General features: G+C 63.0%; 12 protein-coding genes and 2 pseudogenes. 9 read left to right on the forward strand and 5 right to left on the reverse strand.

Annotated features, from left to right (window positions below; all coding sequences use genetic code 11):
- Positions 1–52 precede the first annotated feature (52 nt).
- Positions 53–1,570, reverse strand: coding sequence for an aldehyde dehydrogenase (gene adh / locus EJ077_RS15460; RefSeq protein WP_208702864.1), 1,518 nt, complete (start codon positions 1,568–1,570; stop codon positions 53–55).
- A 141-nt stretch (positions 1,571–1,711) separates the two neighbouring features.
- Positions 1,712–2,680 (reverse strand): GAF domain-containing protein, encoded by a 969-nt coding sequence (locus EJ077_RS15465; protein WP_208702865.1) that lies wholly within the window; start codon positions 2,678–2,680, stop codon positions 1,712–1,714.
- A 410-nt stretch (positions 2,681–3,090) separates the two neighbouring features.
- Between EJ077_RS15465 and EJ077_RS15470 the strand changes: the two genes are divergently transcribed.
- The 8 genes and pseudogenes from EJ077_RS15470 (at position 3,091) to EJ077_RS15505 (ending at position 16,673) form a co-directional block, all read left to right on the forward strand.
- Positions 3,091–3,732 carry a hypothetical protein gene (locus EJ077_RS15470; RefSeq protein ID WP_245458758.1) on the forward strand — a complete coding sequence of 214 codons (642 nt, stop codon included), beginning with the start codon at positions 3,091–3,093 and terminating at the stop codon, positions 3,730–3,732.
- 579 nt (positions 3,733–4,311) lie between these two features.
- Entirely contained in the window at positions 4,312–6,099 is a 1,788-nt protein-coding gene (gene ligD, locus EJ077_RS15475; RefSeq protein WP_245458759.1) for a DNA ligase D, read from the forward strand.
- A 235-nt stretch (positions 6,100–6,334) separates the two neighbouring features.
- Positions 6,335–7,252, forward strand: a complete 918-nt coding sequence (locus tag EJ077_RS15480) for an ArdC family protein (RefSeq protein ID WP_245458783.1) — start codon at positions 6,335–6,337, stop codon at positions 7,250–7,252.
- Positions 7,249–7,620 carry a DUF2958 domain-containing protein gene (locus tag EJ077_RS15485; RefSeq protein ID WP_208702867.1) on the forward strand — a complete coding sequence of 124 codons (372 nt, stop codon included), beginning with the start codon at positions 7,249–7,251 and terminating at the stop codon, positions 7,618–7,620. Before EJ077_RS15480 ends, EJ077_RS15485 begins: the two co-directional genes overlap by 4 nt.
- Positions 7,621–7,790: 170 nt before the next feature.
- Complete coding sequence (locus EJ077_RS15490) at positions 7,791–9,923, forward strand: ParB/RepB/Spo0J family partition protein (protein ID WP_208702868.1); 2,133 nt, start codon at positions 7,791–7,793, stop codon at positions 9,921–9,923.
- Between the two features lie 137 nt (positions 9,924–10,060).
- Positions 10,061–14,369 (forward strand): annotated as a pseudogene (locus tag EJ077_RS15495) (strawberry notch-like NTP hydrolase domain-containing protein).
- Positions 14,366–15,406 carry a DUF7146 domain-containing protein gene (locus tag EJ077_RS15500; protein ID WP_208695150.1) on the forward strand — a complete coding sequence of 347 codons (1,041 nt, stop codon included), beginning with the start codon at positions 14,366–14,368 and terminating at the stop codon, positions 15,404–15,406. The pseudogene EJ077_RS15495 and the gene EJ077_RS15500 overlap by 4 nt, the downstream one beginning before the upstream one ends.
- A 340-nt stretch (positions 15,407–15,746) precedes the next feature.
- Positions 15,747–16,673 carry a DUF2493 domain-containing protein gene (locus EJ077_RS15505; protein WP_208695151.1) on the forward strand — a complete coding sequence of 309 codons (927 nt, stop codon included), beginning with the start codon at positions 15,747–15,749 and terminating at the stop codon, positions 16,671–16,673.
- Between the two features lie 279 nt (positions 16,674–16,952).
- Here EJ077_RS15505 and msrB read toward each other — a convergent pair whose 3' ends face one another.
- The 3 genes and pseudogenes from msrB to EJ077_RS15520 all read right to left on the reverse strand — a co-directional run bounded on the left by msrB (position 16,953) and on the right by EJ077_RS15520 (position 19,610).
- A complete protein-coding gene (gene msrB / locus EJ077_RS15510; protein WP_208695152.1) occupies positions 16,953–17,423 on the reverse strand; it encodes a peptide-methionine (R)-S-oxide reductase MsrB in 471 nt (156 codons plus the stop codon).
- A gap of 134 nt (positions 17,424–17,557) precedes the next feature.
- Positions 17,558–18,189 (reverse strand): annotated as a pseudogene (locus EJ077_RS15515) (glyoxalase).
- Between the two features lie 116 nt (positions 18,190–18,305).
- Positions 18,306–19,610: an epoxide hydrolase family protein gene (locus tag EJ077_RS15520; protein WP_208695153.1), complete on the reverse strand. Its 1,305-nt coding sequence runs from the start codon at positions 19,608–19,610 to the stop codon at positions 18,306–18,308.
- 142 nt (positions 19,611–19,752) lie between these two features.
- Here EJ077_RS15520 and EJ077_RS15525 point away from each other — a divergent pair, with 142 nt between their 5' ends.
- The gene (locus tag EJ077_RS15525; RefSeq protein ID WP_208695154.1) at positions 19,753–20,157 is read left to right on the forward strand and encodes a hypothetical protein; all 405 of its coding nucleotides are present in this window, start codon (positions 19,753–19,755) and stop codon (positions 20,155–20,157) included.
- Positions 20,158–20,192 lie beyond the last annotated feature (35 nt).

Raw genomic sequence — 20,192 nt, forward strand, 5'->3', positions numbered from 1 at the left:
CGACTCATAGGCGCAGCCTCGTCGAAGCCGCGCCTATGAGCCAAAGAGGCGATCAGAAGAAGCCGAGCTTCTTTGGGCTGTAGCTGACCAGCATGTTCTTGGTCTGCTGGTAGTGATCGAGCATCATCTTGTGGGTCTCACGGCCGATACCGGACTGCTTATAGCCGCCGAAGGCGGCATGCGCGGGGTAGGCATGGTAGCAATTGGTCCAGACGCGGCCAGCCTGGATTGCCCGGCCGAAACGGTAGGCGCGGTTGCCGTCGCGCGTCCAGACGCCGGCGCCGAGACCGTAGAGCGTATCATTGGCAATGCTTTGTGCTTCGTCGTCATCCTTGAAGGTCGTGATCGAAACCACCGGCCCAAAGATCTCCTCCTGGAAGATGCGCATCTTGTTGTGACCCTTGAAAACCGTGGGCTTGACGTAGTAGCCGCCCGCCAGATCGCCGGGCAGAAGGTTGCGCGCCCCGCCGGTCAGCAACTCGGCTCCTTCTTGCCGGCCGATGTCGATGTAGGACAGGATTTTCTCCAACTGCTCGGACGAGGCCTGCGCGCCGATCATCGTCGCGGGATCGAGTGGGTCGCCCTGCACGATCGCCTCGACGCGCTTAAGGGCGCGTTCCATGAAGGTGTCGTAGATCGATTCATGGATGAGCGCGCGGCTCGGGCAGGTGCAGACCTCGCCCTGGTTCAGCGCGAACATGACGAAGCCCTCGATCGCCTTGTCGAAGAAGTCGTCGTCTTCGGCAACGACATCCTTGAAGAAGATGTTGGGTGACTTGCCGCCCAGCTCAAGCGTGACGGGGATCAGGTTCTGGCTGGCATACTGCATGATGAGCCGGCCTGTCGTGGTCTCGCCGGTGAAGGCAATCTTGGCGATGCGCGGCGACGAGGCGAGCGGCTTGCCGGCCTCGAGGCCAAAGCCGTTGACGATGTTGAGCACGCCTGGCGGCAAAAGATCACCGATGAGGTCGGCCCAGAGCAGGATGGCGGCCGGTGTCTGCTCGGCCGGCTTCAGCACGACGCAGTTTCCGGCAGCCAGCGCGGGAGCAAGCTTCCAGCACGCCATCAGCAGCGGGAAATTCCATGGGATGATCTGGCCGATCACGCCGAGCGGCTCATGGAAATGATAGGCAACGGTATCGTCGTCGATCTGGGAGAGGCTGCCTTCCTGGCCACGCACCGCGCCAGCGAAATAGCGGAAATGATCGATGGCCAAAGGCAGGTCAGCTGCGGTCGTTTCACGGATCGGCTTGCCATTGTCCCAGGTTTCGGCGCAAGCGAGGAGATCGAGGTTTTCCTCCATGCGGTCGGCGATGCGGTTGAGGATGAGCGAACGCTCAGCCACGCTGGTGCGCGCCCAGGCGTCCTTGGCCGCGTGTGCCGCGTCAAGGGCTGCCTCGATGTCCTGGGCATCCGAACGTGCGACTTCGCACAACAACTGACCGTTGACTGGTGAGTAGTTCTCGAAGTAGCGGCCGGACCGCGGCTCGGCCCATTTGCCGCCGATGAAATTGCCATAGCGCTTGTCGAAGGGCGCCTTGACCGAGCGTGAAAATTCAACCTTGTTCATGTGTTCCTCCCAAAGCGGACGTCGCGGGATGCGACGCTTGGGAAGAGACTTGCGGTTTCCGCCCGTAGTTGTCACCGCGCCGGTCACGGCGGTCGGGTATGATGTGTCGCAGAATTGCGACAGTCACGAGAGCTTGGGCGTTCAGTGTGACCGGTGGACGTCCAGGCGATTGAGTTTGCGGTGAAGCGTCGCGCGGCTGATGCCAAGCGCCTGAGCCGCGGCCGAGACATTTCCGTCAGCGCGAGCGAGCGCACGCTGCAGTGCTCCGCGCTCTGCCTCGGCGAGAACTTTGGAGCCACTCTCAGCCCAGCCGAGAAGATCGGCGGCGGGCATCGGTTTGTCGAGACACTCCTGGGTAATTCCAAGCGCCAGGCGGGCAGAACGGGTCGCGCCGACAACCAGATCGTCCGCATCAACGGCGACAAGCGCGCCGGAGCCTTTGTCTGCCACCGGCGCCAGCAGAATTCGCGCCTTTGGGAACGCCATCTTGAAGGTTTCACTCTCGATCCGGCGGACCGCGTCGACCACAGCCATCGAAATGAGATTGGCGAATGCCTCGGTCAGATCTGCCCGGCAGGATGACACGTCAAGCGCGGCTACAAGATTGCCCTCATGATCATAGATCGGAGCGGTGGTGCAACTGAGCAACGTGTTTCGTGTATGGAAATGCTGGTCACGGTGGATTGTCAGTGCGCGCTGCTCGACCAGACAGGTACCGATCCCGTTGGTGCCCTGGCTTTCCTCATTCCAGACGGAGCCAGTCCATAAACCCCAGGAGTGAAACGTCTCGTCGTCGACGGGCGCGCCGCGCCGTTCGACAGGGACGCCGTCACGATCGGCGAGCAGGACACAGCATCCGACGCCGCCCACTGCAAGATAAAGACGGTCGAGGCTCGATCGGGCTGCGCTGATGAGCGGTTCGATGCTTTGCCGGGCCTGCGCCAATTCGGCCTCAGTCAGATAATATGGAGGGCTGCAGTCAGCTGGATCGAGCCGATGCAAATTGGAAGACCGTCGCCATGAGGCAACCAGCGCGGACTTCGCTGCAGCGTCCGAGGCGATCGCCGCCTGGATGCGGTTAGCATGGTCACCGTATGGAGCTTTGCCCATACTTATCCTCCAACCTGATGTCCTTCCTCCCGATCAAACCGGTCTGCGGCTGGATCAGCACATAGTCAATTCGTCGAAAGGAGCAGAAAGGCAGCTCTCTACCCCATCGAGAAGCCCTACCAACGGAATGCCGTGCGTTCATTGATTCAGAACAAGTCTGAGCGTCGACCGGTCAGAAATGCTCGCCGGCCTTGAATGGCCCGACGCGGGCGCCTGCAGCGATCAGGTAGGCGGTTGACCATCCAATAAGCAAAAATCCGTTCAAACCCTCAAGCGCATATCGCCTGGACGCGGCGTCTGGACCTTGAGTCCTCGTTCCTGGCAGAACTTCACGATCAAGGTGAAGTTCCGTTCCGTGTAGAAATCATCCGGAAGAGCAACCTGGTGTGGCCAGTCACGATCGATGACCGATGGCGTCGGTCAGCTACGCCCTTGGAGGGCCGTACCTGGCAATTTCCCGCAACGGCGAACAAAAGAGAACACATGTCAAGCATGCCCTTGACGAGGGAGGAATATGTTCCTTAATTCGGGGTGATCTAGAGCAGCAAAAGGACTATGGCTCGGCGTCAATCGCGCCGGCCGGCGAAGCTATGGCAAAAACTGCGGAAGACAATTTTCGGATCGAGGTATGGGATCGCGACGAGCAGGCTCTGTCAGAAACCATTTCGCGTTCCCCGGATTCTTCGGTGAGCCAAGCAGCCTGGCAAGCTGCCATCCGGCGCCGGCCGGGAATGTTGCTGATCCACTACAACAGTCGGCATGTGATGGAGAAAATCCTGACACCAGGCGAGGTCAAGATCCCACCGCAGGCCATTATCGATGGCAGCGTTCACGCTGGCCTGGATGTGGCACTCGGAGATCTTCGCGAATGGCATGTGTTGCGGGCCTGGTGCAGATCCTGTTCGCACCATGCAACGGTAAAGCCAGCCGGGCTCATCCAACGCTACGGAAAAGGCGCTCTGTTCAGTTCGGTCGAGCGAGCGCTCTTCTGCACAAGTTGTGACAGGGGAGGGCCTGTCAGGCTGGAAATTCACATGCTGCCACGCAATTGAAGGGAGTCAAAGGGATGCAAACCTCATCGATTTCTTTCAGATCAATTTAGGCGTTGGAGCTGGTGAATCGCTTTGTCCACGGTCGGCAGCCGGACTGTCGGGAACCGGAAATCCGCTCGATCTTAGCCGGTCGGCTTCGACTCAAAACATGCGGACCACCGAGGACGGGGACAGTCGGTCCCGCGTCCCGTCCTGCGGCCGGCGCTATGCTGACACTCCTACGGCTGTCCCGTTCACCGCCCGCGGCGGAGGCGAATTTCCTCCGTCCTGCGCGCGGCAATCGTCCGTTTTACGGACGCGCGCAGGATTGCGGCTTATACGCCGTTCTTTCTTAGAGCGCCGACGGTCGCCGGCGCGAAATGCTTGGGCATGGAACGGAATGCCAGGCAGGGTATTGAATCGGACGATGTATCCGAGTTCCGCATGTCGGCTGTAGACGGCACCTTCAGCATCAGCAAAAGGCGCACACGGCGCAGAGACTCAGAATCTGTCCCTACATATCCGCTGCCGGGGTTTCGGTCCTTCCAGCTCTGTACATTGACAGACCACATACCGGTGGGCGGGGATTGGCTCTTCGAGATGAAGTTCGACGGCTATCGTGCCCAAGTCGCCATCTCCGGCTCGAACGTCGTCGTCTATACCCGCAATGGCCACGACTGGACCCGACAGTTCAGGGTGATCCTGCCGCCGCTTCAGAGACTTACAAAAGGCGCGGTGCTGATCGATGGTGAGATCGTCGCCATCGACGGCCAGGGCCGCACGAACTTCTCCATGCTGAAAACCGGCATTGCCGCGGGTATGCCTCTCAAGTTCTACGCCTTCGATCTGCTCGAATTCGATGGCGAAGATCTGTCGAACCAGCCGCTGCTCGAACGCAAGGCGCGACTTGAGTCCCTGCTGGGCGCGCGCCACCCTGACGACAGCCTGCAATTCTCCAGCCACATAGTCGACCAGGGCAAAAGGGTGTTCGACGCCATGTGCGAGGGCGGCCACGAAGGCGTCATCGCCAAGCGCGCCGACAGCTCCTACGTCGGCGACCGCACCCGGAGTTGGCTCAAGATCAAGTGCACGAAGCGACAGGAATTCGTCGTCGGCGGGTATCGTCCAAGTGACAATGGACATGGCATGGCCTCGCTAATCCTCGGCACTTACGACAATGGCAAGCTCATCTATCGCGGCCGCGTCGGCACAGGGTTCACCGCGCCGATGCGCAAGGACATCCTCGCGAAGCTCGAGAAACGCCGTGTTGAGAAACCGGCTTTCGCATCCGTTCCGAGAGACATTGCCCGCCGTGCCCGATGGGTGAAGCCCGAGCTTGTTGCCGAGATTACATATGCTGAAGTGACACCGGACGGCAGCTTGCGGCATCCAAGCTTTGAGGGCATGCGCGAAGACAAGCGAGCCGACCAGGTGATGATGGAAATGCCGAAGACGGCGGCAACTCTTGGCTCCGCCAGTCTCGATCCGACAATTGGCAAGGAGATCGCCACTGCTCTTGGAGTCAAGCTGACGCATCCAGACAAGGTCATGTATCCGGGGACCAAGGTGACCAAGGCCACACTCGCCGCCTACTACGCCGCGGTCGCCGAGAAGATGCTGCCGCACATCCAGGATCGGCCGCTGTCGCTGGTGCGTGATACCGACGGCGACCTGCAACAGACCTTTTTTCAGAAGCACAGACTGCCAGGCATGCCCAAGGCGATCCATGACGGCCAGTTGGAGAAAATGTCCGGTAAGGAAAGCCGCATCTTGTGGGTCGATGACCTGGCTGGGCTGATCGCAGGCGTCCAGATGAACGTTCTCGAATTCCACATCTGGGGAAGCCGTCGCCAGCAGCCGGGTCTCCCGCACCGCATGGTCTTCGACATCGACCCCGACGAGGGCTTGGGCTTCACTGCCGTCAAGCAGGCAGCCGTCGACATTCGGGGCATTCTGGAAGCGCTTGGACTGCAGTCGTGGCCGTTGCTGTCCGGCGGCAAGGGCGTTCACGTGGTCGTGCCGCTCGTCCCGGTGGCAGACTGGGACGAGGTCAAGAGCTTCTGCCAAGACTTCGCCGAACTACTGGCCCGCACAGATCCGTCGCGCTTCGTGGCCAACATGAGCAAGGCGAAGCGCAGAGGCCGAGTATTTCTCGATTACCTGCGCAACGGCCAGGGCTCCACTGCAATCTGTCCCTGGTCGACCCGGGCGCGCGCGGGGGCGTCGTGCGCGGTGCCCGTCAGCTGGGAGGAGTTGCCCACCTGCGAAAGCGCCAACGGTTTCGATGTTTTCGCCGCCGCCGCGCGGGCTCAGCTGCCCGATGCCTGGGAGGGCTATTTTGACGTCGAGCAAACGCTTACCGACCGCATGCGCCAGGCAGTCCGGTAGGAATAAGCATACTAGATGGTCAGAGACATTTGCAGATTTGGCGCGGACCGCCTTTCCCTCAAATTCGAGAGCGTCCCCTTCTGCGGAAGGCTCCGCAACGCCGTCTAGAGTGAGAGTACGGACCGGTTTGCCGTGACGGTTGAAAGCTGGAGGAGAGGCCTCCGGCGCCCGTCGCGGAGAACCGCGATGTCCAGTCGCTAACGCCGGCGCCGACCGGGCAAGTCTCTATGACGATATCACCAACAAGATTATCGCCGAACTGGAAGCCGGCCGCTTTCCCTGGGTGCAGCCCTGGGGCACGGCTGCGGCGCAAGCGCCCCTCGCCATGCCGGCCAATGCGGCGACCGGCCGCACCTATTCAGGGATCAACGTCCTGATCTTGTGGGGTGCGGTCGTCGAGCATGGCTTTCCCGTCCAGGGCTGGCTGACTTTCCGCCAGGCGCTATCGCTGGGCGGCCATGTCCGCAAGGGCGAACACGGGACCACCGTCGTCTATGCTGACCGCTTCATCCCTGACGACGAGAAGCATCGCGCGCGGGAAACCGGCGAGGCGGCACAGGCCATACCGTTTCTGAAGCGCTTCATCGTATTCAACGTGGCGCAATGTGAAAATCTGCCCGACGATCTGGCCGCGGCTCCGCCTGCACCGGAACCCGGACTGATCGAGCCTGCGGTCGAGGCGCTGATCAAGGCGACAGGTATCGATTTCCGCATCGGGGGCAGCAGTGCCTATTATGTGCCGGCGCAGGACTACGTGCGGGTGCCGCCCCCGCAGGCCTATTTCGAGGCCATCGACTGGCACCGCACCGCCCTGCACGAACTCGGCCATGCGACCGGCCATGCCTCCCGCGTTGGCCGTGACCTCGGCGGCGCCTTCGGCACCAAGAAATATGCTTTCGAGGAACTCGTCGCCGAGATGAACGCAGCCTTCTGCTGCGCTTCGCTTGGCATCGTGCCGACCGTGCGCCACGCCGACTACTTGGCGTCCTGGCTCAAGGTCCTGCGCGAAGACAACCGCGCCATCGTTCGTGCGGCCTCCCAGGCCAGCAAGGCGGCCGACTGGCTGCTCGCCTTCCTGCCGCAACCAGGCAGCGGAGCCACGGGAGGCTCCGCCGAGGTCGATGAGACCGAGATCGACAGGAGGGCGGCATGATCCTCCTCACCGACGAATTGCGCGAGCGCCTCCTCGCAAATGGCCGCGAGCACAACGCCGATCACGCACCGGTCGTGAAGTTCTTCAATCCGCTCGGCGAAGGAACCTGGCTCGCGACCGAGCTGGATGCTGATGGCGACACCATGTTCGGTCTCGCCGATCTCGGCTATCCCGAGTTGGGCAGGTTCTCACTCCTCGAGATGACGTTGGTCCGGCTGCCCTTCGGCATGGGCATCGAGCGCGACATTCTCTTTGCCACCAACCTGCCGATTTCGGCCTGGGCACAAGCCGACCGCCGGTCCGGAAGCATTCGCGATGCCGAACGCATCCTCTGCCACGCCACCCAGTCTGGCCGGGATGGCGCGTGAGATCTCAGCTTGAAACGCGCAAAGCCGCAGATGCGCAAAGCGTGTCTTCAGCCTTGTGTCCCTTCAGATTCGCGAGCGGCGCAGTCCTCAGAGTGAGAGGGCTGCGCCTTCCTTTGTGACGGGTTTGGAGGTTGAGAGAGTCTCGGCCGCCCGTCGCGGAGATAGTCCACATGGCTACGCCCAAGCAGAAGATCACCCTCAACGCCTCGCGTGATATCCCCTTCAACAAGCTGATGCTGAGCCAGTCCAATGTCCGGCGCATCAAGCGCGGGGAAACGATCGAGGACCTTGCCGCCTCGATTGCACGGCGTGGCCTGCTCCAGAGCCTCAACGTCCGGCCAGTTTTGGATGGCGAGGGTAACGAGACCGGCATCTTTGAGGTGCCGGCTGGCGGGCGCCGCTATCGCGCGCTGGAACTGCTGGTCAAGCAGAAGCGCATGATCAAGACCGAGCCCGTTCCCTGCGTCGTCAGCGATGCTCACAGCGCGATCCCGATCGAGGAGGATTCGCTTGCCGAGAATTTTCAGCGCGAGGATTTACATCCGCTCGACATGTTTCGCGCCTTCCAGACCCTTCACGACCAGGGCGCCAGCCATGAGGAGATCGCGGCACGCTTTTTCGTCCCCGCAACGTTCGTGCAGCAGCGCCTGAGGCTGGCCAGGGTTTCGGCCAAGCTGCAGGAGGTTTACGAGCAGGATGGCATGAAGCTCGAGCAGCTCATGGCCTTTACCGTGACCGACGATCACGCCCGTCAGGAACAGGTCTGGGAGGCTCTCGAAAACTCCTGGTCGAAGGAACCGCAGCAGATCCGGCGTCTGCTGACGGAGACTACGGTGCGCGCAAGCGATCGACGGGCGCTGTTCGTCGGTGTCGACGCGTATGTCGCTGCTGCCGGCGTGGTGCTGCGCGACCTGTTCGAGGCCGACAATGGCGGCTGGCTGCAGGACCCCGCTCTGCTCGACCGCTTGGTCCGCGACAAGCTGAAGTTGATCGCCGACGAGATCGCGGCGGAGGGCTGGAAGTGGATCGTGGTCGATATCGATCTGCCTTATGGCCATAATCACGATTTGCGGGCACTGGCCGGCATCCCCGTCGATTTGACCGACGCGGAGCGGGCGGAACGCGATGCCCTGCGCGCGGAGTACGATCGGCTGGAAGCCGAGTATGGCGAATCCGACGAACTGCCCGACGAGGTCGATCGGCGCCTCGGCCAGATCGAGACCGCGCTTGAGGCCTTCGAGAGCCGGCCGATGAACTACGATCGGGCCGAGATCGGCCGGGCCGGTGCCTTCATCAGTATCGACCGCGACGGCGACCTCGTCGTCGATCGCGGATATGTGCGCCCCGAGGACGAAGCGCCGGAAGCGGTCGACGGCGACGCCGCCGAGCCCGACGGTGCGACCGAGAGCGAGGATTGCAGGGACGATCCTTCGGTTCGCCGCGCCACCATCACCATCGGCGCGCAAGCGTCCGAGCCCGATGAAGATGACGGCGACGCCATCAAGCCGCTGCCCGAGCGCCTGGTCATCGAACTCACCGCCCATCGCACGTTGGCGCTGCGCAATGCCGTGGCCGAGAACCAGCATGTGGCCATCACGGCGCTGTTGCATAGGCTCGTCCTCGACACCTTCGGTCAGCGTTCCGCGACCGGCTGCGTCGAGGCGTTCGTCCGACATATCCACCTGCCGACGCAGGACGCCGACCTGAAAGACAGCCTCGCGGCCAAGGCGATCGATGAACGCCATGAGGCTTGGAAGGGCGACATCCCGCTGGGTGACGACCAGACTCTGTGGGCTTGGCTCGACAATCTCGATGAAGCCAGTCGGCACACACTGCTGGCGCATTGCGTCAGCTATGGGATCAACGCCCTGTTCGAACGGCCTAACCCCTATGGCAGCGGCGTTTCCCAGCATGGGCTCGATCAGCGCCTGCGTGAAGCCGATCGGTTGTGCCACGCCACCGGGCTTGACATGGTGGACGCGGGCTGGCGGCCGACGGTCGATAATTATCTCGGCCGGGTCACCAAGTCCCGCATCCTCGAAGCCGTGCGCGAAGGCGCCGGCAAGCAGGCGGCCCAGCTCATCGACCATCTCAAGAAGGGCGACATGGCCAAGGAGGCCGAACGCCTCCTGGCCGATAGTGGCTGGCTGCCTGAACCGCTGCGCCTCAGCGGCGATGACGCGCAGGCAGCGCAGCCGGATGAGGGCGAGGAACCTGACCTGCCCGAATTCCTCGCCGGCGATGACGAAGACGACTCGGCGGCAGCCGATGAGGTCATCGCTCACGCGGTCGCTGCGGAATAGCACCCATCGACGGGGTGGCTCCGGCCTCCCGTTTCCTTTCACCTCGCCCTCGTGGCCCGACGCCCTGTCGGGTCTTTTCGTTTCAGGAGACATCCATGTGCGCCCACATCGTCTATGACAACGCCCCGCTCGGCTCGCTGACCCGCTACTCGGACGGCACCCCCAAACCGCCCGCGCGCTTTGCAGCCGGCGCTATCTTCGCCGCCGCCGGCCTGCTGCTTCCCCGTCTCGAACGCGGCGAGTGCATCGACGCGCCAAAGCTGCGCTCGGCGATGGAAGCCGCATTCGGGGCCTCCGACGCTGCCGGCGCCTGGCACTGGAAGCAGGCCTACGATGCCTGCGAGGCCGCGACGGTCCTTTTCCTGCGCAAGTACGGAAAGGCGTTGTTCCGCCAGGCCGCGTCGCCGGCTATCCGACTTTCCGCATTGTCGAAGATCGCCGGTCTCATGCCGACGCATACCCGCCGATCCGAAGAGGCGCAGACCTTCCAGCAGATCTCGACGCCGATTCCGCTCGGTCTGGTCGCGGCAACGGCCGCCGCCATCACGCCCGCCGACCGTGTGCTGGAGCCTTCCGCCGGCACCGGGCTCCTCGCCATCCTGGCCGAGACAGCCGGCGCCTCGCTCGTCCTCAACGAGCTTGCCGAGACGCGCGCGGCACTTCTATCCTGCCTCTTTCCGGCCGTCTCCGCCAGCCGCTTCGACGCCGCCCAGATCGACGACCATCTCGATCCCGGCGCCGTGCCGAGCGTGGTGCTGATGAACCCGCCCTTCTCGGTCATGGCCAATGTCGAGGGCCGCATGGTCGACGCGGCCTGGCGGCATATCGCCTCGGCGCTGGCGCGTCTTGCGCCCGGCGGGCGGCTGGTGACGATCACCGGTGCGAACTTCGCGCCCGATCATCCGGCCTGGACTGCCGCCTTCACTCGCCTGCAGGAACGTGGCCGCATCGTCTTCTCGGCTGCCATCGACGGTTCGGCCTACGCCAAGCATGGCACGACCTTTCCGACACGCCTCACCGTCATCGACAAGCTCCCGGCGGACGATCCCACCGTCTTCGCGTATGCTCCCGGCATCGCTCCGGATGCGGCGACGCTCCTCGCGTGGATTGAGGAGCGCCTTCCCGCGCGGCCGCCGGTCGTGATGGCCGCCGTTTCCAGCGGGGCATCGGCGGTCGCCGCATCCCGCACCGTACACGGCTCTCTCACACGCGCGGCGAGAACCACGCCACGCATGTCGATCGCCGAACCGGAAGCCATCGACGTCGCCTATGAGGCTGTCGACTGGCAGGCAGCCGAGGACGGCCAGATCAGCGACGCCATCTATGAGGTCTACGGGCTTCAGGTGATCCGCATCCCCGGCTCTCGGGCTCACCCCACCCAGCTCGTTCAATCGGCGGCCATGGCCTCGGTGGCGCCACCCAAGCCGAGCTACCGGCCGCGCCTGCCGAGGAATGTCCTTGACCTGCTGTCGGATGCGCAACTCGAGACCGTCATCTATGCCGGCGAAGCCCCATACCGAATATCTCGCCGGCGCCTGGACCCTCGACGACACATTCAACGTGGTGAGCGCCGCAGCCGAAGACACCGCGGGGGCGGTACGCTTCCGGCAAGGCTTCATGATCGGCGACGGTACGGGTGTAGGCAAGGGCCGCGAGTCCGCCGCCGTCATTCTCGACAACTGGATGAAGGGCCGGCGCAAGGCGGTCTGGATCTCCAAGTCCGACAAGCTCATCGAGGATGCGCAACGCGACTGGTCCGCACTCGGCATGGAGCGCCTTTTGATCACACCGCTCTCCCGCTTCCCGCAGGGCAAGCCGGTCACGCACGCGGAAGGCATCCTATTCACCACCTATGCCACGCTGCGCTCCGACGATAGCGGCGAGAAGGTTTCGCGGGTCAAACAAATTGTTGAATGGTTGGGCCCGGATTTCGATGGGGTTATCATTTTCGATGAGGCGCACGCCATGCAAAACGCCGGTGGCGGCCAGGGCGAACGTGGCGACGCCGCCCCCTCCCAGCAAGGCCGCGCCGGGCTGAGGCTGCAGCACGCCCTGCCGATGGCTCGCGTCGTCTATGTCTCTGCCACCGGCGCCACCACCGTGCACAATCTCGCTTACGCCCAGCGGCTCGGCCTCTGGGGCGGCGAGCTTTTTCCATTCTCGACGCGGGCCGAATTCGTCGAGGCAATCGAGGCCGGTGGCGTGGCGGCGATGGAAGTGCTGGCGCGCGACCTCCGCGCGCTCGGCCTCTATACGGCCCGCTCGCTCTCTTTCAACGGCGTCGAATACGAACTGCTCGAGCATGAGCTGACGCCTGAACAGGTCCGCATCTATGACGCGTACGCTGGTGCCTTCGGCGTCATCCATAACAATCTCGATGCGGCAATGCAGGCGGGCAACATCACCGGCAGCACCGGCACGCTCAATGCCCAGGCAAAGTCGGCCGCACGCAGCGCTTTTGAAAGCGCCAAGCAGCGCTTCTTCGGTCATTTATTGACCAGCATGAAGACGCCGACCCTGATCCGCTCCATCACCCGCGATCTGGAGGAGGGCCATGCGGCCGTTGTCCAGATCGTCTCGACGGGCGAGGCGCTCATGGAACGGCGGCTGGCCGAGCTGCCGACCGAGGAATGGAACGACGTCCGAGTGGACATCACGCCCCGCGAATACGTCCTCGACTATCTCGCCCATTCCTTCCCGGTGCAGCTCTATGAGCCCTTCACCGACTCCGAAGGCAATCTGTCGTCGCGCCCGGTCTACCGCGATGGCCAGCCCGTCGAGAGCCGCGAGGCGGTGGCCCGGCGCGACGAGCTGATCGCCAAACTCGCCAGCTTGACGCCTGTCCCGGGCGCACTCGACCAGATCGTGCAGCATTTCGGGGTGGACATCGTGGCCGAGGTCACCGGTCGCTCGCGCCGTATTGTCCGTAAGGGCGAGCGCCTTGTCGTTGAAAACCGTGCCGGGTCAGCCAACCTCGCCGAGACGCAGGCCTTCATGGATGACCAGAAGCGCGTTCTGGTTTTTTCGGACGCGGGCGGAACGGGGAGGAGCTATCACGCCGAACTCTCAGCCCGGAACACGCGGCTGCGTGTGCATTATCTGCTCGAAGCCGGCTGGAAGGCCGACACCGCCATTCAGGGCCTGGGCCGCACGCATCGCACCAATCAGGCGCAGCCGCCGCTCTTCCGGCCGATCTCGACCAATGTGAAGGCGGAAAAACGCTTCCTCTCGACGATCGCCCGCCGTCTCGACACATTGGGCGCGATCACCCGTGGCCAGCGCCAGACCGGTGGCCAGGGCCTGTTCCGGCCAGAGGACAATCTGGAAAGCCACTATGCCCGCGATGCGTTGCGGCAACTCTATCTGCTGATCGTACGCGGCAAGGTCGAGGGCTGCTCGCTCGAGCGTTTCGAGGCGGCGACGGGTCTCAAGCTAATAGATGCCAATGGCATCAAGGACGAGTTGCCGCCGATCACCACCTTCCTCAACCGCCTGCTCGCACTGACTATCGCGCTGCAGGAGGTGCTGTTCGGTGCCTTCGAGCAACTGCTGGCGGCGCGCATCGAGGGCGCGATCGCGTCAGGCACCTACGATGCCGGGCTGGAGACGCTGCAAGCCGAAAACTTCGTCGTCACCGATCGGCAAGTGATCTACACCCATCCGCGCACCGGCGCCGAAAGCCGCCTGCTCACGATCTCCGAACGCAAGCGCAATCGGCCCGTCACGCTCAATGCGGCGCTCGATCATCTCCGCGATCCGCGTGCCTTACTGCTCATCAACGAGCAATCGGGCCGCGCCGCCGTGCAGATCCCGACACCCAGCGTCATGCTCGACGATGGCCAGGTCGAGCGCCGTGTCCGCCTGATCCGGCCGATGGAAGGCCAGAACATGCCACTCAGGGCCATGGGCGAAACGCGCTGGGTCGAGGCCGACCACGAGGCGTTCATAGCTGCCTGGACGGCCGAAATCGCCGGGGTGCCAGAGTTTTCGGACTCGGTCTTGCACATGGTCACCGGCCTGCTGCTGCCGATCTGGAAGCGTCTGCCCAACGAGTCGACCCGCGTTTATCGGCTTCAGACCGACGACGGCGAGCGGCTCATCGGCCGCCGCGTCTCACCGGCATGGGCCGCCAACGCCTCTGCGACGAACGCGGTTGCGCTGCCGCCGGAGCAGGCGTTTGCGGCTCTGATGGACGGCCGGACCATCCTCAATCTTGCCGAGGATATCCAGCTTCGCCGCAGCCGTGTCATGGGCGCATGGCGCATTGAATTGTCAGGCTTCACCGACACGATGCGCGAGCGCCTTACCGCCTACGGTCTCTTCCATGAGATCATTTCGTGGAAGCTCAGGATGTTCGTCCCGATCGACGCCAACGGGCTCGCCGTGCTGGAGCGCGTGCTCGACCGCTTCCCAATCGAGCGGGCCAGTGAGCGGGAGGCTGGATGATTCCGCGTCACGCTGCATCCGACCTCGCACACCGCCTCGGCGAATATGCCGAGGCGGTGTGCCGCCACTACCTCTCCAATGGCCGTCGCCAGGGCAACTATTGGACCGTCGGCGACGTCCGCAATGCGCCGGGCCGCTCGATGTTCGTGCGTCTTCAGCCATCCCCGAAGGGACCGCCAGGCAAATGGACCGACGCCGCTACCGGCGAGCATGGCGACCTGCTCGATGTCATCCGCGAATCCCTCGGACTGGTCAACTTCCGGGACGTCGCCGACGAGGCGCGCGTGTTTCTCGCTATGCCAGATGCCATGCCACCCCTAATGGCTGAACCGATCACGCAGGTCCCCATTGGATCTCGGGAAGCGGCTCGCCGACTGGTCGCCATGTCGAAGCCCATTATCGGCACCCTTGTGGAAACGTATTTGCGTGGACGTGGCATTACGACTTTGCGCGGAACCGCAGCCTTGCAGTTCCATCCACACTGCTACTACCGGCCAGACGATCATGGACCGACCAAGACCTTGCCGGCGATGATCGCCGCTGTCACCGACCTCGATGGACATCTGACCGGCGCGCACCGCACCTGGCTCGCTCCAGACGGCGCCGGCAAGGCACCAGTCGACACGCCGCGTCGGGCAATGGGTGACCTTCTCGGTAACGCCGTCCGCTTCGGTGTACCCGGCAGCGTTATGGCGGCAGGCGAAGGCATCGAGACGACGCTATCGCTCAGATGCGCCTTGCCCGACATGGCGATGGCTGCGGCACTCTCGGCAGCCCATCTTGCCGCTATCCTATTCCCGCCCAACCTGCGGCGGCTCTATGTCATCCGCGACAACGATCCGGCCGGTGACGGTGCCCGCGACACATTGGTGGAGCGGGCAACAGACGCGGGGATCGAGGCTATCGTGCTGTCGCCGGCGACGGACGACTTCAACGAAGACCTCCACCATTTCGGACTTGCCGCCGTCCGGGCCTCGATTGCGGACCAGCTCATGCGCAAAGATCGCATGCGCCATCTGACACAGGCGCCGGCGTGAGCGGTGAGGGGAAGCGCGGCGCACGGTGCCGGTGCGGCGCATGGATGCGTGGCCCGTCGGCAGAGAACCGCGACCCGGCCTTCAAGAGGGCGATCGGGCCCACGAACTGGCCGGCTAGGCAATGGCGGCGGCCGACAATTTTCCGGCGGCGCGCGACTACTCGCGAATGGCGGTGATTGGGTGCGACGCCTTTCCATCGCGAGCCAAAATAGCCGGCCGCCGCCATCCTCCGCTGCGCTCCGGCCCTCCGCTTCGCTTCGGGTGTCGGCCCGTCCCGCCCGTGGGCTCTCATCGCCATGAAGGCCGCGAGGGTCGCGGCCAATCCGACGGGAGCATCCCCATGAGCGAGCACGACGACACCGAACTGCCCCACGCCGCTTCTCCGACCGATCACCTCCTCACCGAACTTCAGCTCTATGGCTGGCGCCCATTTGCGGACGAGCCCGATACGCGACCGCTCCCCGCTGGCGACCACGTGGCCGGAGCCGTAGCCGACATCTTTGACGCCCTCATCGCCACCCTGGCCGACACGCGCCTCGAACCCGACCTCGATGACCTGCTATGGTCCGTCACCAATGTCTTCCACCGCGCTGTACAACGGATCGAACGGCAACTGGACGACAACGAGCAGGCCCAGCGCCGCCTGCAGCGCGAACAGGACGGCAGCGAGATCAAGGCGGTTGAACTCGAGACGCTCACCGCCCAGGGCCAGACCATGATCGAACGGCGCGACGCCTTCGAGCTCATGCGTGACCAGGCCACCGACCACTACGATCAGTACACCGGCTCAGCCTGGCGACCGCGCTCGGGGTCGATCGTCAACCACCACCATCTCACCGCCGCGATGATCGATAGCCGCGACTTCCTCGCAGCCAGGCGGCGCGCGGAAACTGAGGTCATGTTACCCGCCGGCCCGAAGATCGCCTTCTCCGGCGGCGATACCGCCGATCACGAGCTGATCTGGGCAAAGCTCGACCAAATCCGCGCCAAGCACCCCGACATGGTGCTGATGCACGGCGGATCACCGAAAGGCGCCGAAAAGATCGCCGCCCGCTGGGCCGATCATCGCAAGGTGCCGCAGGTCGCCTTCAAGCCCGACTGGAGCAAACATGCCAAGGCCGCCCCCTTCAAGCGCAACGACCAGATGTTGGCGGTCGTGCCGATCGGCGTCATCATCTTTCCGGGCACCGGCATTCAGGAGAACCTCGCGGACAAGGCCCGCAAGCTCGGCATCCCGGTCTACCGGCTCGGCAACGGCGGCGCGTAAGCGCCGCCGGAACCTATCCGTCCGATAAAGAGCCGAGGAGGCAGGCCATTCTTCAAGCCACGTCGCTCTTATCCTTTCTCGTAAGCTTCTCACCGAAACTGACGTACGCCCCTAATGACTCGAATGGCCGCTTTGCGCCTCTATTCCGGCATAGAGGTGAGCCCTGTGGCCCTCTGAAAGCGGACATACCGCGACCCACGCTGGAGGTCGCAGTTGCGCCTTATCTGTCGTTGGCCCAAACGCAGCGTTAATCGTCGCGGATGGTATCATCCTTCGAGTTCAGCCACTCCACAGTTCACCCTCGGGACGACCTCGGCTGAGTTTGTCCGGCAGCGGTGCCCCGGCAGGTGTGAACTCAAGAGATCCTGAATTTATACAAAAACGCTCCCGTGTCGGAGGAGGGCCATCCGGAAAAACATGACCTTGATGCGCGCCGCAACGAGCGCAAACAATCTCGGTTCTGACAATGCCAAAGCGCCTATCTTGGATGCTCCGGAGATGATGCTGAGCGACTGGCGCGGTGAAACTTGGCCAGCCTGTGCCGCTTTCAAACTTCGCGAGCGCCCTAAACAGCGGCAGCCCGCATAAACGGCAGGTGTACACCCCTTCGCGTTTCTCGTGGAGGAAAACACCACAGAATGGAGGCTCCTCGCCATGTTCGAGCAGCAATCGCCGCTCTTCGTCGCTGAGGTCAGCCTCCAACTCCCGCATTTGCGTACTGGTGGGAGGCGTTAAGTCGAAGTTTCGCATTGATGTTACCCCGTCGTTCAATCTCGCCGATTATCGTTGACGCCTTCGATCCAGTCCTCAAACAGGCTATTCGACAAGAGCACGATCCAAAGTTGCGGTGTCGCTATTCCCTATGCGCAATCAAGGAGACTTCCTCATAGCGGCAGCGGCTTGCCGGCCTGCTCCGCCACCATGTACTCGGCATACCAGTCCGGCCAATTTTCATCTCGCTGTCCGCCTGTCCGCTTCTCATGCTCGCCATGGGCTTCCGATGCGCGCCGCAGTCCGGCTGCAAGCTCAGCAGACGAGGCATAAGAAGTGTTGTCGTGATCCACGCGGTTGGGCAGCCGCCCAGTAACCTCCTGCAGCAGCCAGCCGTTTCCTGCGGGGTCGCTGAACGAGGCCCACGAGGCGTAACTGCGCCGGTCAGGATGCGGGCCACTGACACGGCATCCACGATCGGAATAGTGATACACTTCGCTCACGTCGACCCCGCGACCCGCAAGCTCTGCGCGCGCTGCTCGATGTCGGGTACAACGAGATAAAGCCCGCGAGTGACGCCTTTGCCGAAGATGATCGAGCACGGAGAACCTGGAGGTGTAAACTGGATAACCCGATAGTCATCGCCCACCGCGTCGGCGTCGAGCCTCCATCCAAGACTGCCATAGAAGTGCTTGGCGCGATCGACATCCGAAACAGGAATGACTGCGACCTCGAGCTTCAAGTCGACCGTTGGCGCTGCTCGGGGCGATATCGCGGTTTCGCCGCAAGTCTGATTATCAGTCATGTCGATTTCCTCCGTTTCAAAGTTCCTTGTGAGTTCATGTGAGGCGGACCGGGCCACCGCATTTGCCCGGTCCGCTGAGTGATGAGCGGGACGGTGATCCGCCGCCGCCGCCCCCTTCAGATCTCCTGGCGCAGCGGGCGGAACCCGGCACGTACCTCGGGCACGAAAAGCGCCGGCTGTTCCCAAGCAGCGAAATGCCCACCTTTGGGGAGCTTGTTGTAGTAAATGAGTTTGGGGTAAGCCCGCTCAGCCCAGCTGCGCGGAGTCTGGAATAGGTCGTCCGGGAAGGCGCTCACAGCAACCGGGATGGTGACGCCTTTGACATTGAAGAATCCGAACCCTGCGCCCTCGGCGAGCCGCTCCCAATAGAGACGGCCGGAGGAGACCCCTGTATTCGTCAGCCAGGTGAGCGTGATGTTGTCGAGGACATCATCCCTCGTCAGACCTTCAACCTGCCCGTCAAACGAGCGTGCGATGAGCTGCAGGCTGCGCGCGTCGTGGTCGAGCAGATAGGCGGCCAGGCCGACGGGAGAGTCTGCAATCCCGTAAAGCGTCTGCGGGCGCAGGCCCATTTGGTAGGCGTAGCCGACGCCTTTCGTATAGACGAACTTCAGGTGCTCGTAGGCTTGCTGCTCTTCGGGGGAGAGACCGACCGGCGCGGGCGCGCCAGCGCCGGCGGCTTTGTCGATGTCGGGTGTGATCACGCCGGCCATGTTGGTGTGGATGCCGAGCAGTTCCGGAGGCGCCTGTACCCCCATCGTGTCGGTGATGATCGCACCCCAGTCGCCGCCTTGGGCGACATACCTGTTATAGCCGAGGCGCTTCATCAGGACATTCCAGGCGCGTGCGATGCGCAGCGGTCCCCAACCCGTTGTGGCCGGCCTGCCCGAGAATCCGTAGCCGGGAATTGACGGGATCACTACATCGAAGGCGTCTGATGCAGTCCCGCCATGCGCGGTGGGATCCACCAGCGGATCGATGATCTTCAGCTGCTCGATGACCGAACCGGGCCATCCGTGCGTGATGATCACCGGCAAGGCGTTTTCGTGTTTCGAGCGGACGTGGATGAAGTGAATGTCCAGGCCGTCTATCTTGGTGATGAAGTTCGGATAACTGTTGAGCCGTGCTTCGACCTTGCGCCAGTCGTAGTCCGTCGCCCAGTATTCCGCGAGCTTCTTCATCGTCGCGAGCGGCACGCCCTGCGAAAAGTCGGTCACCGATTCACGGTCGGGGAAGCGAGTGGCCTTAACGCGCCGGCGAAGATCGTCGAGTTCCTCCTGCGGGATGCTGATGTTGAAGGGAAGGATGGCGTCGCCGCTCGATGCGGCGCTCACTGTTCCGGGAAGCATGCTGATGGCCCCAGCAGCAGCGGTGGCTGCAAGTATGTCGCGCCTTGTTGGCGATGAGGTTTTCGTGGACATGATATCCTCCTGGTGTCCGATTAACCGGGATAGGAGGATTCAAAATCACTCTCTCCGCTATGCAGGATGCGAATGATCACTGCATTCGCTTTCTGCATAGTCTGGCTGCTGCGTTTCGCTAAGTTTAGTTGCGAGGTTTGCGATGGCCCATCGGGAATTCGAGTCAAGTCTAAGCGCCGCCGAATGGGAAACACTCCGAACCAGCGTGGTCCTAGTCTGCCGGGAAGGACTTCGCGCACTATTTCAGACAGACGCAAACTGGGATAAAACTGAGCAGGCACTGCTGCTCCTCGGTAGGCGCGCACAGAGCACGGGGAAAGGCGACGATCTCGCTCTATCCCTCTTGGCGGATTTGGCAGACGACGCGACTCGCAAGCTCACCGTCGCTCGAGCGAGGGAGACGTTCGACCAGGTGCCGGAGAGCAAGTTACGTAGGAAGACGGAGGAGGCGGCGGAGATCGTAGACCGGAAATGCCCCGAACAGTCCTTTCGCTTTAGGGCGACACTCGCGCTGGTCTCGATGTTCGCAAGTGGTGAATTGCGCTGACGGAGACGTCTCTGCTATTGGCCGCAGCCGACTTT

It is taken from the genome of Mesorhizobium sp. M8A.F.Ca.ET.057.01.1.1, from assembly GCF_003952565.1.
Taxonomy (GTDB): Bacteria; Pseudomonadota; Alphaproteobacteria; order Rhizobiales; family Rhizobiaceae; genus Mesorhizobium.